Source organism: Pseudomonas sp. NY15181 (assembly GCF_048068055.1).
Lineage (GTDB): Bacteria > Pseudomonadota > Gammaproteobacteria > Pseudomonadales > Pseudomonadaceae > Pseudomonas.
Genome location: NZ_JBLUPT010000006.1, coordinates 293,372 through 305,777 on the forward strand (window position 1 = coordinate 293,372; position 12,406 = coordinate 305,777).

At 66.8% G+C, this 12,406-nt stretch carries 14 protein-coding genes; 6 read left to right on the forward strand and 8 right to left on the reverse strand.

The window, feature by feature from the left end; translation table 11 throughout:
* Positions 1-5 precede the first annotated feature (5 nt).
* Entirely contained in the window at positions 6-245 is a 240-nt protein-coding gene (locus ACNFBT_RS16625; protein WP_416751136.1) for a hypothetical protein, read from the reverse strand.
* 418 nt (positions 246-663) lie between these two features.
* Complete coding sequence (locus ACNFBT_RS16630; protein ID WP_416751137.1) at positions 664-1,815, reverse strand: murein transglycosylase A; 1,152 nt, start codon at positions 1,813-1,815, stop codon at positions 664-666.
* A gap of 151 nt (positions 1,816-1,966) precedes the next feature.
* On the opposite strand from ACNFBT_RS16630, the gene ACNFBT_RS16635 reads away from it, so the two are divergent.
* Positions 1,967-4,327 (forward strand): DNA polymerase II, encoded by a 2,361-nt coding sequence (locus ACNFBT_RS16635; protein WP_416751139.1) that lies wholly within the window; start codon positions 1,967-1,969, stop codon positions 4,325-4,327.
* Positions 4,328-4,487: 160 nt separating this feature from the next.
* Here the strand turns inward: ACNFBT_RS16635 and ACNFBT_RS16640 are convergent, their stop codons facing one another.
* Complete coding sequence (locus tag ACNFBT_RS16640) at positions 4,488-4,925, reverse strand: Lrp/AsnC family transcriptional regulator (protein ID WP_416751141.1); 438 nt, start codon at positions 4,923-4,925, stop codon at positions 4,488-4,490.
* A 130-nt stretch (positions 4,926-5,055) separates the two neighbouring features.
* On the opposite strand from ACNFBT_RS16640, the gene ACNFBT_RS16645 reads away from it, so the two are divergent.
* Together ACNFBT_RS16645 and ACNFBT_RS16650 are read left to right on the forward strand one after the other, a co-directional pair.
* The gene (locus ACNFBT_RS16645) at positions 5,056-5,952 is read left to right on the forward strand and encodes a DMT family transporter (protein WP_416751143.1); all 897 of its coding nucleotides are present in this window, start codon (positions 5,056-5,058) and stop codon (positions 5,950-5,952) included.
* 160 nt (positions 5,953-6,112) lie between these two features.
* Entirely contained in the window at positions 6,113-7,198 is a 1,086-nt protein-coding gene (locus tag ACNFBT_RS16650; protein WP_416751218.1) for a DUF1615 domain-containing protein, read from the forward strand.
* A gap of 7 nt (positions 7,199-7,205) precedes the next feature.
* Here ACNFBT_RS16650 and ACNFBT_RS16655 read toward each other — a convergent pair whose 3' ends face one another.
* Both ACNFBT_RS16655 and ACNFBT_RS16660 read right to left on the reverse strand, forming a co-directional pair.
* Entirely contained in the window at positions 7,206-7,517 is a 312-nt protein-coding gene (locus tag ACNFBT_RS16655; protein ID WP_416751145.1) for a hypothetical protein, read from the reverse strand.
* Positions 7,518-7,593: 76 nt separating this feature from the next.
* A complete protein-coding gene (locus ACNFBT_RS16660) occupies positions 7,594-8,274 on the reverse strand; it encodes a TetR/AcrR family transcriptional regulator (RefSeq protein ID WP_416751146.1) in 681 nt (226 codons plus the stop codon).
* A 137-nt stretch (positions 8,275-8,411) separates the two neighbouring features.
* On the opposite strand from ACNFBT_RS16660, the gene ACNFBT_RS16665 reads away from it, so the two are divergent.
* From ACNFBT_RS16665 to ACNFBT_RS16675, 3 genes are all read left to right on the forward strand, one after another.
* Complete coding sequence (locus tag ACNFBT_RS16665) at positions 8,412-8,906, forward strand: DUF1543 domain-containing protein (protein ID WP_416751148.1); 495 nt, start codon at positions 8,412-8,414, stop codon at positions 8,904-8,906.
* A gap of 87 nt (positions 8,907-8,993) precedes the next feature.
* A complete protein-coding gene (locus ACNFBT_RS16670; RefSeq protein ID WP_416751150.1) occupies positions 8,994-9,407 on the forward strand; it encodes an arsenate reductase ArsC in 414 nt (137 codons plus the stop codon).
* A 280-nt stretch (positions 9,408-9,687) separates the two neighbouring features.
* Entirely contained in the window at positions 9,688-10,683 is a 996-nt protein-coding gene (locus ACNFBT_RS16675; RefSeq protein WP_416751152.1) for an LLM class flavin-dependent oxidoreductase, read from the forward strand.
* Positions 10,684-10,941: 258 nt separating this feature from the next.
* On the opposite strand, the gene ACNFBT_RS16680 is transcribed toward ACNFBT_RS16675, so the two are convergent.
* From ACNFBT_RS16680 to ACNFBT_RS16690, 3 genes are read right to left on the reverse strand one after another with little or no spacing between them, the layout of a single operon-like run.
* Positions 10,942-11,310 (reverse strand): YajD family HNH nuclease, encoded by a 369-nt coding sequence (locus ACNFBT_RS16680; protein ID WP_207885604.1) that lies wholly within the window; start codon positions 11,308-11,310, stop codon positions 10,942-10,944.
* A gap of 57 nt (positions 11,311-11,367) precedes the next feature.
* Positions 11,368-11,757 (reverse strand): YbaN family protein, encoded by a 390-nt coding sequence (locus ACNFBT_RS16685; RefSeq protein ID WP_416751154.1) that lies wholly within the window; start codon positions 11,755-11,757, stop codon positions 11,368-11,370.
* On the reverse strand, positions 11,738-12,337 hold the full coding sequence (locus ACNFBT_RS16690) for a biliverdin-producing heme oxygenase (RefSeq protein ID WP_416751156.1): 600 nt from the start codon (positions 12,335-12,337) through the stop codon (positions 11,738-11,740). Before ACNFBT_RS16690 ends, ACNFBT_RS16685 begins: the two co-directional genes overlap by 20 nt.
* Positions 12,338-12,406: the final 69 nt, after the last annotated feature.

The window sequence follows — 12,406 nt, forward strand, 5'->3', positions numbered from 1 at the left end:
GCCACTTAGTGTCGGGAAGGGTTCACCACCGCCAGGGCTTGTGTTGCTGGCAGGTCGAGCCGCTGGGGAATGCTGCGCTGGTATTCGATGGCGCCGGTTCCGGGCAGCCAGGTCCCGAAAATCTGTTTGCCCCCGATCAGTAGAAGCAGCAGCGCAATGGCTCCGATCCAGCAGAGCACATCGAAATCGAGTGGCCAGCCACGGTGCTGACGTTGGGAGCGGAGAGGGGCTTGCTTGTGCTTCATGACGATCACTGCGAACAGGTTGATGGGGCGGACCCAGCGTGCCGGCCAGTAACCGGGGGCCTGAGTTCGTGGACCATTGTCCGAGTCGCGGTGAGGTCTGGGATTCAGGGAGCTCTGTAGGACGAGTAAGAATTTCCCCTAGCTTCGGAGCCTGAATTTCCTACGGTGGTGTGCTCGGAGTGCCCCGTGGCGCTGGCTGATCGCGGACGGAGTCCGCTCCTACGAGATCAACAGCCCCTCACCCTAACCCTCTCCCGCGAGCGGGAGAGGGGACTGATCGGTGCCGGCTGAAACTACGGTATCAGCCGGCACGGACGGCGCCCTCTCCCTGAGGGAGAGGGCTGGGGTGAGGGGGACGCGCAGGCACAGGCTCTCCGGATGAAGGCAGTTGCCTGCGAAAGGTGCATCGACGATGACGTCAGGCGCCCGGCAGCTCCGCGCCCTTGGGCCAGAGCAGCCACAGCTGGCCTTCCTGCTTCATGTGCCCGGCGAGGTCGCCGGCGGCATCGCCGGTGCCCCAGAACAGGTCCGCGCGCACCTCGCCGACGATGGCGCCGCCGGTGTCCTGCGCCGCCACCGGGCGCACCACCGGCGCGCCGTCCGGGCGGGTGGTGGAGAGCCACATCAGGCTGCCCAGGGGGATCACCTTGCGGTCGATGGCCACGCTGTAGCCGGGGGTCAGCGGTACGTTCAGCGAGCCGCGCGGGCCTTCGTTGCTGTCCGGGCGCTGGCTGAAGAACACGTAGCTGGGGTTGCTCGCCAGCAGCTCGTCGACCCGCTGCGGGTGGGCGCGGGTCCAGTCGCGGATGCGCGGCATGCTCACTTCGTCCTTGCTCAGTTCACCCTGTTCCACCAGCCAGCGGCCCACCGGTTTGTAGGGGCGGCCGTTCTGCTCGGCGTAGCCCAGGCGCAACTGGCGCCCGGAGTCCAGTTGTACGCGGCCGGAGCCCTGGATCTGCAGGAATTGCAGGTCCATCGGGTCGCCCAGCCAGGCCAGCACCGGCGCGTTGACGCCTTCGCGGCGAATGCCGGCGGCATCGGCGTAGGGCTTCAGGGTATTGCCGTCGAGCTTGCCGCGCAGGCGCTTGCCCTTGAGTTCGGGATAGACGCTGTCCAGCGCCACCACCACCAGGTCGGACGGCACACCGTACACCGGTACGCCGTGCTGCGCGCTGCGCTCCAGGCTGCCGCGGTAGACCGGCTCGTAGTAGCCGGTGATCAGGCCGGTCTCGCTGCCTTCGCCCGAGCGCAGCTGGTAGGGCTGCAGGTGGTCCTGCATGAACTGGCGGATCGCCGCTGGCGAAGCGGGTACGTCCAGGGCCTGGGTGCAGGTGGCGGCCCAGATCTCGTCCTTCTTCAGGCGCACCGCGCAGGCCGAGCGCCAGGCGTTGAAACCCTGCACGACGTCGCTGTCGGCGGTCTTCGGCAGGTCCGCCCAGTCGGCCTTGGAGTAGGTCGGCGCCTTGGCTTCTTCGGGCTTTTTGCCGAACAGGCCGCAGCCCGAAAGCAGGGCGGCGATGCAGAGGGAGGCGAGGAGGGGGCGGGTCCAGTGGCGGGGCGAAACGGTCACAGGCAAATCCTGGCAGGCAAACGAAAGCCCGCTAGCTTGGGCAGACGCGGGGCGTGCGTCAAACGCATCGGTCGGATTTACACGCCTTGCAACGAATCCACGGGCGGACCGGTAGAATGGCGGGGTGAATCGACAGACGGATGGTTAGAGCGTGGAGGCAAGGCAGGGTTTCGTCCTGACCCGACATTGGCGGGATACGCCCGAAGGCACCGAGGTGGGTTTCTGGCTGGCCACCGACGATGGGCCCCGGCATGTGTTGCTGCCACCGCAGACGTCGGTGGCCTTCGTGCCTGCTGAACAGCGTGCTCGCGCCGAAAAGCTGCTGGCCGGCGAACGCGGCGCCGAGTTGCGCCCGCTGGGCCTGCGCGACTTCCAGCAACGCCCGGTGCTGGGCCTGTACTGCCAGCAGCATCGCCAGCTGATGAACCTGGAGAAGCGCCTGCGCGAGGCGGGCGTCGAGGTGTTCGAGGCGGACATCCGCCCGCCCGAGCGCTACCTGATGGAGCGCTTCATCACCGCGCCCGTGACTGTCAGCGGCAAAACGGGGGACGCCGGCAACGTCGTCGAAGCGCAACTGCGCCCGACGCCGGACTATCGGCCGAAACTGAAACTGGTCTCGCTGGACATCGAAACCAATATCCGTGGCGACCTCTATTCCATCGCCCTGGAAGGCTGCGGCCAGCGCCAGGTCTACATGCTCGGCCCGGCCAACGGCGTCGACGGCGAGCGCGATTTCGAGCTGGAGTATTGCGACAGCCGCGCGCAGATCCTCGAGCGCCTCAACCAATGGCTGGCGGAGCACGACCCGGACGCCATCATCGGCTGGAACCTGGTGCAGTTCGACCTGCGCGTGCTGCAGGAGCATGCCAAGCGCCTGGAAGTCCCGCTGCGCCTGGGGCGTGGCGGCGACGAGATGGGCTGGCGGCAGCACGCCTCAAGCAATCACTACTTTGCCGCGGCAGCCGGGCGGCTGATCATCGACGGCATCGAGGCGCTGCGCTCGGCGTTCTGGAGCTTCCCTTCGTTCAGCCTGGAAAGCGTCGCGCAGAGTCTGCTGGGCGAGGGCAAGTCGATCGACAATCCCTACGACCGCATGGCCGAGATCGACCGTCGCTTCGCCGAGGACAAGCCGGCGCTGGCGAAATACAACCTCAGGGACTGTGAGCTGGTCACGCGCATCTTCGAGAAGACCCGCATCCTCGACTTCCTGCTCGAACGCGCCAGCGTCACCGGCCTGCCGGCGGACCGCAGCGGCGGCTCGGTGGCGGCCTTCACCCACCTGTACCTGCCGCCGATGCACCGCCTGGGCTACGTCGCGCCGAACCTCGGCGGCAAGGCGCCGGAGGCGAGCCCCGGCGGCTTCGTCATGGACTCGCGGCCGGGGCTCTACGAGTCGGTACTGGTACTGGACTACAAGAGCCTGTACCCCTCGATCATCCGCACCTTCCTGATCGACCCGGTCGGGCTGGTGGAGGGGTTGAGCGATCCGTCCGACGAGGCCTCGATCCCCGGTTTTCGTGGCGGGCGATTTTCTCGCACCCAGCATTGCCTGCCGGCCATCGTCGAGCGTGTCTGGCAGGGCCGCGACGCCGCCAAGCGCGACGGCAACGCGCCGCTGTCCCAGGCGCTGAAGATCATCATGAACGCCTTCTACGGCGTGCTCGGCTCCAGCGGCTGCCGCTTCTTCGATCCGCGCCTGGCGTCGTCGATCACCATGCGCGGCCACGAGATCATGCGCCGCACCCGCGAGCTGATCGAAGCGCAGGGGCACCGGGTGATCTATGGCGACACCGACTCCACCTTCGTCTGGCTCGGCCGCGCCCATGGCGAGGACGAGGCGGCCGAGATCGGTCGCGCGCTGGTGCGCCACGTCAACCAGTGGTGGGGCGAGCATCTGCGCGAGGAGTACGGACTGGAAAGTGCGCTGGAGATTCAGTTCGAGCGACACTTCCGGCGCTTCCTCATGCCCACGATCCGTGGTGCGGAGGAGGGTAGCAAGAAGCGCTATGCCGGCCTTGTGCGCCGTGCCGACGGCAGCGACGAAATGGTCTTCAAGGGCCTGGAAACCGTGCGCACCGACTGGTCGCCGCTGGCCCAGCAGTTCCAGCAGGAGCTGTACCAGCGGATCTTCCAGCGCCAGCCGTACCGCGAGTTCGTCCGCGACTACGTGAACCGCACCCTGGCCGGCGAGCAGGACGAATTGCTGATCTTCCGCAAGCGCCTGCGCCGGCAGTTGGGCGACTACGAGCGGAACGTCCCGCCCCATGTGCGCGCCGCGCGGATCGCCGACGAGTACAACGAGCGCCAGGGCCGCCCGCGCCAGTACCAGAACGGCGGCTGGATCAGCTACGTGATCACGGTCAACGGCCCGGAGCCGCTGGAGACCCGCAGCTCGCCCATCGACTACGACCATTACGTCAGCCGGCAATTGCAGCCGATCGCCGATGCCATCCTGCCGTTCGTGGAGGATGATTTCGCGGCGCTGATCAATCGGCAGATGGGGTTGTTCTGAGCGGGCACTCAGGGGCAGAAGCGTAGGGCGTATAACGTTCGACGTTATACGCCGTTTGACCATTGCCCAAGCCCACTTCAAGGTCGAACGCGAAGCCGTCGGTGGACACGGCGAAACGGCGTACAACCGCGAACGGTTGTACGCCCTACGAATGCGGGGGTCACGCCATCGGCGGCAACCGCCGCTTCACCGGGCTCTTCTTTACGATCGCCGTATTGGTCTCGGCAAAGCCGTTCAGGTGATCGAGCAACTCATCCAGCTGCTCCATCGAGCGCACGCACAGCCGCGCATAGAAGCAGTCCTCCCCGGTCACCTTGTCGCACTCGGTGAACTCGGGAATCGCCATGATCTGCTTCTCCACTTCCTGCAACCGCCCCGGCAGCGGCCGCACGCGGACGATGGCCTGCAACTGGTAGCCGAAGGCGCGCGGGTCGACGTTCACCGTGTAGCCGGTGATCACCTGGCGCTCCTCCAGCTTGCGCAGCCGCTCGGCGACGCTGGGGGCGCTCAGGCCGCTGACCTGGGCCAGGGCCTTGAGCGAGAGGCGAGAGTCTTCCATCAGCGCGGCGATCAGCAGTTGGTCGATTTCGTCGGTCATGGCGGCCTCGAAAGGTAAATGGCAAGAGTTGCCTTGATAGTAAAGGTGATCCTTGGGTTTTGCCTCTGCCAGGCGATGGAGTGCGTTGAATCACCCGTTCATACTGAGCGCCAACGTAAGGAGGTGAACCATGAACGAGCGGATTCGACGCGGCACCCTGGAAATGGTCAGCGCCATGCTGATCTGCGGAACCATCGGCTGGCTGGTGGTGGTCTCCGGGGAGCCGGTACTGGATGTGGTGTTCTGGCGTTGCGTGTTCGGCGCCGCGACCCTGCTGGTGATCTGCGGCCTGATGGGCTTCCTGCGGCCGGGCATCCTCACCCGCGCCACCTTCGGCCTGGCGCTGCTCAGCGGCGTGGCCATCGTCGGCAACTGGGTGCTGCTGTTCGGTTCCTACTCGCGGGCGTCCATCGCCATCGGCACGGCGGTGTACAACGTGCAGCCCTTCCTGCTGGTGCTACTGGGAGCGCTGTTCCTCGGCGAGCGGGTGACCGCGCAGAAGCTGGCCTGGCTGGGCGTTTCCTTCCTTGGCATGCTGGCCATCGTCAGCGCCCATGGTGGTGAAGGGCAGGTGGGCAGCGATTACCTCGGCGGCATCGCCCTGGCGCTCGGCGCGGCGGCGTTGTATGCGGTGGCGGCGTTGATCATCAAGCGCCTGAGCGGCGTGCCGCCGCACCTGATCGCGCTGATCCAGGCGGTGACCGGCGTGCTGCTGCTGGCGCCTTGGGTCAATCACTCGCCGCTGCCGCAGTCGAGCACGATGCCCAGGGCCAGCCTGGCGACCCTGGGCATCGTGCATACCGGCATCATGTACGTGCTGCTCTACGGCGCCATCCAGAAGCTGCCGACGGCGCTGACCGGCGCGCTGTCGTTCATCTATCCGATCGCGGCGATCTTCGTCGACTGGTTCGCCTTCGGCCACCACCTGACGGCACTGCAGTGGCTTGGCGTGGCTGCCATCCTGCTGGCAGCCGCCGGCATGCAGCGTGGCTGGAGTTTCGACCTGAGGCGCCTGGCCTGGCGCTGAAATCCCTGCTTGGCTGACAATGCCAGGGAACCTGCGCCGTCAGGTGCCGTCTCTGTAGGCGGAAAAGTGTTGGCGGTCTCCAAGCAAGGAATGGATTATGAATGCGGCTGCCCTGATGGCAGATACCCCCGGCCTGGACAGGCCCTTCCCTCGAATCAAGATGCTCCGCCTGCTGGGCCTGGCCGCGCTGCTGGCGCTGGCCGGTTGTGGCACCCGGCCGAGCGCGCCGGAGGCCACCCCGGAAGAAGTGCGCGCGACAGTGGCGAAGCTGATGCCCGCCAGCGTCGCCGACCGCCCCGGCTGGGCGCGGGACATCCAGGTTGCCTTCGCCAGCCAGCGCATTGCGCCGACCACCCAGAACCTCTGCTCGGTACTGGCGGTGACCGAGCAGGAGTCCAACTACACGGCCGACCCCGCCGTGCCCGGACTGGGCAAGATCGCCCGTGGCGAGATCGACCGGCGCGCCGGCAAGCTGCATGTGCCGGGCCTCCTGATCGACGCCGCGCTGAGCCTGAAGTCGCCGAACGGGCGCAGCTACAGCCAGCGCCTTGCGGCCGTGCGTACGGAGAAGGAGCTGAGCGCGATCTTCGATGATTTCATCGGCGGCGTACCGCTGGGCCAGCAACTCTTCGGCCGCTTCAACCCGGTGCATACCGGCGGGCCGATGCAGGTCAGCATCGCCTTCGCCCAGGACCACGCCGACGGCTATCCCTACCCGGTGGACGGCACCATTCGCCGCGAGGTGTTCAGCCGGCGCGGCGGCATGTACTTCGGGATCGCCCACCTGCTGGGTTATCCGGTGGACTACTCGCAGCCGCTGTATCGTTTCGCCGACTTCAACGCCGGTTGGTACGCCAGTCGCAACGCCGCCTTCCAGCGTGCGGTGAGCGAGGCCAGCGGCATCACCCTGGCGCTGGATGGCGACCTGATCCTGCCGGGCAGCTACGACGCCGGCAGCACCGAGAAGGCCGTGCGCACGCTGGCGCCGCGCCTGGGGATGAGCGAGCGGGATATCCGCCGCGATCTGGAGAAGGGCGATACGCCGGAGTTCGCCAAGTCGACGCTTTACACCAAGGTCTTCGCGCTGGGCGAGCGCGCCGCCGGCAAGCCATTGCCTCGGGCGATCCTGCCGGGCATCACGCTGCACAGCCCGAAGATCACCCGCCAGTTGACCACCGCCTGGTTCGCCCAGCGCGTGGACGAGCGCTACAAGCGCTGCCTGGCGCGGGCGCCGAAAAAGCCCTGAGCCGGACTCAGTCGCCTTCGGCGGGTTCGCAGACGCCGTTGGCGCCTTTCGGTCCGGTGTAGGAAACGGTGGCGGTGCCGTCGTCATTGAGGCTGATGGAGACGGTCACGCCGTCGCCCTTGGCCTCGATGTACTTGTCATTGCTCTGCTTGATCTTGGCTTCCTTGCCATTGATGTAGACCGGCCCGCCCTCGTCGGTGTGGACCTGGATGTCGTTCGGGCAGTCGTAGTTGAGCATGGGGATGGCGGCGGCAGCGGGCTGCATCACGACGAGCGAGGTGAAAATCAGCAGCGCGGCGGCGGTCGTTAGCGATTTCATGGCGTCTCCCAGGCGAATGTGGGCACGGTGCAGAACCGTGCGGACATCCCAAGCTTAGTGCAGCCTCGGCCTCGCGCTACAGCGGCAAGGGGCGCAGCCGTGCCGCCGGCTCGGGTTCGGTGCCGCGCAGGACCAGGCGGATGATGGTCGACGCCGCCGCTTCGAAATCGCTGGCGTCCGGCTGCGTCTTGCCGGTGATCATCGCGATCTGCCAGTCGAAGTCCACATAGGTGCGGGTGGCCGCGGAAATGCTCAGCAGCAGGTGTTGCGGGTCCACCGGGGCGAGCAGGCCGCGGTCGATCCAGGCGGCGATGCACTCCAGGCTGCGGGCGGACTCCGCGCGCAGGCGCTGCAGCCACTCCCGCGGCAGGTGCGGTGCGCCGTGGAGCATTTCGCTGGCGAAGACCTTGTAGGCCTGCGGCCACTGGCGGGCGATGTGCAGGCGCGCGCGGATGTGCGCGGGCAGCGCCCAGGCGGGATCGTCGCATTCGCGCAGCAGGGCAGAGGCTTCCAGCACCGCGTCCACCACGTTCTCCAGCAGGCGCAGGTAGAGGTTTTCCTTGGTCTGGAAGTAGTAGTAGACGTTGGACTTGGGCACCTCGGCGCGGGTGGCGATGTCCTGGGTCTTGGCGGCGCTGAAGCCCTTGTCGGCGAACTCTTCGCCGGCGGCGAGGAGGATGCGCTGGCGATTGCGGTCGCGGATGCTGAGGCTCGGGCGCGTATAGCGGGAGCGCTTGCTGGAGGTGCATGTGTTCATGGATCGGTACAGGCGGATACGGGGAATCAAAATATACAAAGCTATATAGCGGATGGGGTATTTTTTTCAGTAGGATGCGTCCCCTCATCAGGGAATGACCGTTGTAAAGCGGCTGCGATTCGAAAGGAGTAGGTGCGATGCTGTTGGTGGTGATGCTGGGCGGACGTCATCCGCGCGCGAAGATCGAGGTGCACGACGTGGTGTTCGCCGTGGCGGACAGCCTGGAAGCCAGCTACCCGCAATTGCGCGACGCCTGGTTCGGCAGCCCGCAGGGCCTGCACATCGACTCCTGGCTGGAGGTCGACGGCATCGATGGCTACCGCGTCGTCTTCAGCGACCAGCAGCCGGCGCCGGGCGAACCACGGCTGTTCTTCATCAACCTGGGCGGCTACGAGCCCGGCCAGTTCGGCGAGGCGCACCATTACCTGCTGGTGGTCGCCCGCGACGCGGCGCAGGCCAAGGCGCTGGGCAGGCACCGCCTGCCGCGCGGCTGGGACAAGCCGCATACCGACGCCTTGCTGGACGTCGACGATTGCCTCCCCATCGACCAGGCCGGCGGCCGTTACGTCCACCTGCTGGCCGGCGAGCATCGCGGGGTGGTGCAGCGCAGCGACTACCTCGTACTGTGTTGAATCCGGACGCCTTCATCGTTGCGACACGGCACTGTCACAAAACCTGGCGTATAAGGGGCCGAACCCGAGTCCCGAGCTGAGGTAGTGATGACCGAGAAACGCCGAGTCCTGTTCGTCTGCGTCGCCAACGATGCCCGCTCGCCGATGGCCGAAGCGCTGCTGCGGCATTCCGATGCCGAGCACTTCGAAGCCTTCAGCGCCGGCATCCATCCCAGCGCCATCGATCCGCGCGCCCGCGAGGTCCTGGAGCACGCCGGCATCTCCACCGAAGGGCTGCGCAGCAAGTCCATCGATGAGTTCAACGGCCAGCACTTCGATTACCTGATCGACCTGTGCGACAAGTCCAGCCGCGAAGGCGAGGAGCTGCCCAGCTCCAGCGAAGTGATGGTGTGGAGCTTCGCCGACCCGACCACCAGCGAGCAGCACGACCCGTTCCGCCATACCCTGCAGGAATTGAGCGATCGCCTGAAGCTGTTCGAGATGGTGAAGAACCGTCCCTGAGGCACGCGCCACAAAGCAAAAAGCCCGCTTATGCGGGCTTTCTGTTTGATGGGTGCTGGTCCTTCAGCTGGGAGGCATTCTCCGGGTGGCGCATGACAGTCCGGTGACGGTTGCGTGAAGTGCTGATGGCAGCCCGCCATTTCCTCTATCACTGGCCTTCATGAGCACTATCGACCCCGACGAGTGGTCAGCGGGGGAGGTGGTCGATAGAGTCACGTTCAAAGTCATGTCCGCGACGCCCCGTCCGTGCGGCGTCTGCGTGACCCGAAGCGGAGTGCCTATGAAGTCCCTGTCCGATATCGCTTTCTCCATGCTCGACCTGGTGCCCGTGCGCGACCAGGGCACCGCTGCCGAGGCGTTGCACAACGCCGTCGCGGTCGCCCGTCACGTCGAGCGCCTGGGCTTTACCCGCTACTGGCTGGCGGAGCACCACAACATGGACGGCATCGCCAGCTCGGCCACCGCCGTGCTGATCGGCCACATCGCCGGCAAGACCGAACGTATCCGCGTCGGCTCCGGCGGGGTGATGCTGCCGAACCATCCGCCGCTGGTGGTGGCGGAGAACTTCGGCACCCTGGAGACCCTCTATCCGGGCCGCATCGACCTGGGTCTGGGCCGCGCGCCGGGCGCCGACCAGGCCACCATGCGCGCACTGCGCCGCGACCGCCTGGGCGATGGCACCGACTTCCCCGAGCAGGTCGCCGAGCTGGAAATGCTCCTCGGTCCGCGCCGCTCGCAGCAGTCGCTGCTGGCCATTCCGGGCGAGGGCACCAACGTGCCGATCTGGCTGCTGGGCTCCAGCCTGTTCAGCGCCCACCTGGCGGCGCAGAAGGGCTTGCCCTATGCCTTCGCCTCGCACTTCGCGCCGCGCTACCTGCACGATGCGCTGCGCATCTACCGCGAGAATTTCCAGCCCTCGGCGGTGCTCGACAAGCCCTACGCCATGATCGGCGTGCCGCTGATCGCCGCGCCCACCGACGAGGAAGCCGAATACCTGGCGACCACCGCGTTCCAGCGCGTGCTGGCGCTGATCCGTGGCGACAGCCTGAAGCAGAAGCCGCCGGTGCCGAGCATGGCCGGCCTGTGGCTGCCCCACGAGCAGGACGCGGTGGGCAACTTCTTCGGCCTCGCGGTGATCGGTGGCCCGGAGAAGGTGCGCAGCCGCCTGGAAATCCTGCTGGAGCAGACCGGGGTGGACGAGATCATCTTCACCAGCGACATCTACGACCACGAACTGCGGCTGCGTTCGCTGGAGATCGTTGCCGGGCTGCGCTGAAGGCTTTGGTAGGGCGTACAACCGTTCGCGGTTGAGCTCGAAGTGCCTGATCGGCCCTTTGTGGGAGCGAGCTTGCTCGCGAACGCATGGCACCGGGGGTTCCTGCGTGAAGCGGGTTCGCGAGCAAGCTCGCTCCTACAGACAAACCGACCTCCAAATGAATGGGGCACCAGTAGGAGCGGACTCCGTCCGCGATTGACGTGGCCGGCCTTGCGGCCGCATCGCGGATAAATCCGCTCCTACGGGGCTGGGCGGTTGTCAGGCCTGCCCGTCTTCCTTCTTCTTCAGCAGATCCGCCAGCCCGGCCAGCCCCTTGTGGGTGACCTTCGGCCCTTTGGCGCCGGCGTCGTTGCTGTTCTGGTAATGCAGATCCACCTGCCTCTGGTGTTCGTTGTCGTGGCAGTAGAGGCACAGCAGTTCCCAGTTGGAGCCGTCCTCGGGGTTGTTGTCGTGGTTGTGGTCGCGGTGGTGGACGGTCAGTTCGCGCAGGCGCACGCCGCTGAATTCGCGGCCGCAGCGGCCGCAGATCCAGGGGTACATCTTCAGGGCCTTTTCGCGGTAGCTGCTTTCGCGGCGGCGTTGTGCTTCGGCGAGGACGGCGTCGACTTTGCTGGTGGGTTGGCTCATGGCTCTGGCTGGCAGTGTGGATCGGACTTCCAGCATAGGCCCGCGCCACCGCGCTGACTACGGCCCGGGCATGTCCGGGCGCGACCAGATCCACAGATTGCCAACCGCCATGCCGAGGATCACCGCGTAGAGCCACAAGCCGTGGGGCAGGGTGACCAGCATGATCGCCAGGGCCGCGAGCATCGCCACGCTGGCGCCGATCTTGGCGCGGCGGGCGACGGCGCGGCCGTTGCGCCAGTTGTGCAGGATCGGGCCGAACAGCCGGTGGTTCTCCAGCCAGGCGGCGAGGCGGGGCGAGCTTTTCGCGGCGGCCCAGGCGGCCAGCAGGACGAACTCGGTGGTCGGCAGCCCCGGCAGCACCAGCCCGACCATGCCCACGCCCAGGCTCGTGTAAGCGAGCAGCGCGAAAGCGATGCGCGCCGCGACGTCAGACGGTGGCGGGAGCACTGTCGTAGCTGTGCTGCAGCAGGTGGGCGAAGCGCTCGAAGGCGGCGATGGCGCCGGCTTCGGCCTCACGCTCTTCGGCCTCGCTGAGTTCCAGGCCGTCGAGGGTACGGGTGAAGCGTTTCCAGCCTTCCGCGCGGCCGCCTTCCGGCTCGCCCAGGTGACGGGCGCCGGTGTTCTCGTCCAGGCCCAGGGCGGCTACGCGCTTGATCAGGAACGCGGCGCCGAGCTTGGAGCCTTCGGAAACGAACAGCCAGCCCAGGGCATGGGCCCGGCTCGGTTTGGCGAGAGCGCCGGCTACCGGGGCGGGCACCTCGGTGGCCAGGTCGGCCAGGTCCAGGCGGGCCTGTTCGGCGCGGCAGCGTTGCGGCAGATCGGGGAAGAGCGTGCCGAGTTCGGCGTCCTGGTAGAGCGCCTGCAGCTCGGACTGGAACAGGTACTGGGCGACCACGAAGCGGGCGAAGCGCTCGCGGCTGGAGAAGGGCTCGCGGGCCTTCACGGCGTGGTCGAGACGCCCGTGCGGGGCGTGGGTCAGCGCGTTCAGGCGCTGCGAGCGCAGGGCGGGGAGTTCCACTGTGGTCATGTCCAATTCCTTGAAATTTCGGGGCTTTGCTGACGAGACGAACGAGGCCTCGGAACAGCGTAAAGATTG

Bases quoted from the DNA above. Each gene is read 5' to 3' on its own strand.
- ACNFBT_RS16655 (WP_416751145.1), bottom strand. From the start codon at position 7,517: ATGAAATCGCTAACGACCGCCGCCGCGCTGCTGATTTTCACCTCGCTC.
- ACNFBT_RS16675 (WP_416751152.1), top strand. From the start codon at position 9,688: ATGAAGTCCCTGTCCGATATCGCTTTCTCCATGCTCGACCTGGTGCCC.
- ACNFBT_RS16670 (WP_416751150.1), top strand. From the start codon at position 8,994: ATGACCGAGAAACGCCGAGTCCTGTTCGTCTGCGTCGCCAACGATGCC.
- ACNFBT_RS16665 (WP_416751148.1), top strand. From the start codon at position 8,412: ATGCTGTTGGTGGTGATGCTGGGCGGACGTCATCCGCGCGCGAAGATC.
- ACNFBT_RS16625 (WP_416751136.1), bottom strand. From the start codon at position 245: ATGAAGCACAAGCAAGCCCCTCTCCGCTCCCAACGTCAGCACCGTGGC.
- ACNFBT_RS16640 (WP_416751141.1), bottom strand. From the start codon at position 4,925: ATGACCGACGAAATCGACCAACTGCTGATCGCCGCGCTGATGGAAGAC.
- ACNFBT_RS16650 (WP_416751218.1), top strand. From the start codon at position 6,113: ATGCTCCGCCTGCTGGGCCTGGCCGCGCTGCTGGCGCTGGCCGGTTGT.
- ACNFBT_RS16690 (WP_416751156.1), bottom strand. From the start codon at position 12,337: ATGACCACAGTGGAACTCCCCGCCCTGCGCTCGCAGCGCCTGAACGCG.
- ACNFBT_RS16680 (WP_207885604.1), bottom strand. From the start codon at position 11,310: ATGAGCCAACCCACCAGCAAAGTCGACGCCGTCCTCGCCGAAGCACAA.
- ACNFBT_RS16645 (WP_416751143.1), top strand. From the start codon at position 5,056: ATGAACGAGCGGATTCGACGCGGCACCCTGGAAATGGTCAGCGCCATG.
- ACNFBT_RS16660 (WP_416751146.1), bottom strand. From the start codon at position 8,274: ATGAACACATGCACCTCCAGCAAGCGCTCCCGCTATACGCGCCCGAGC.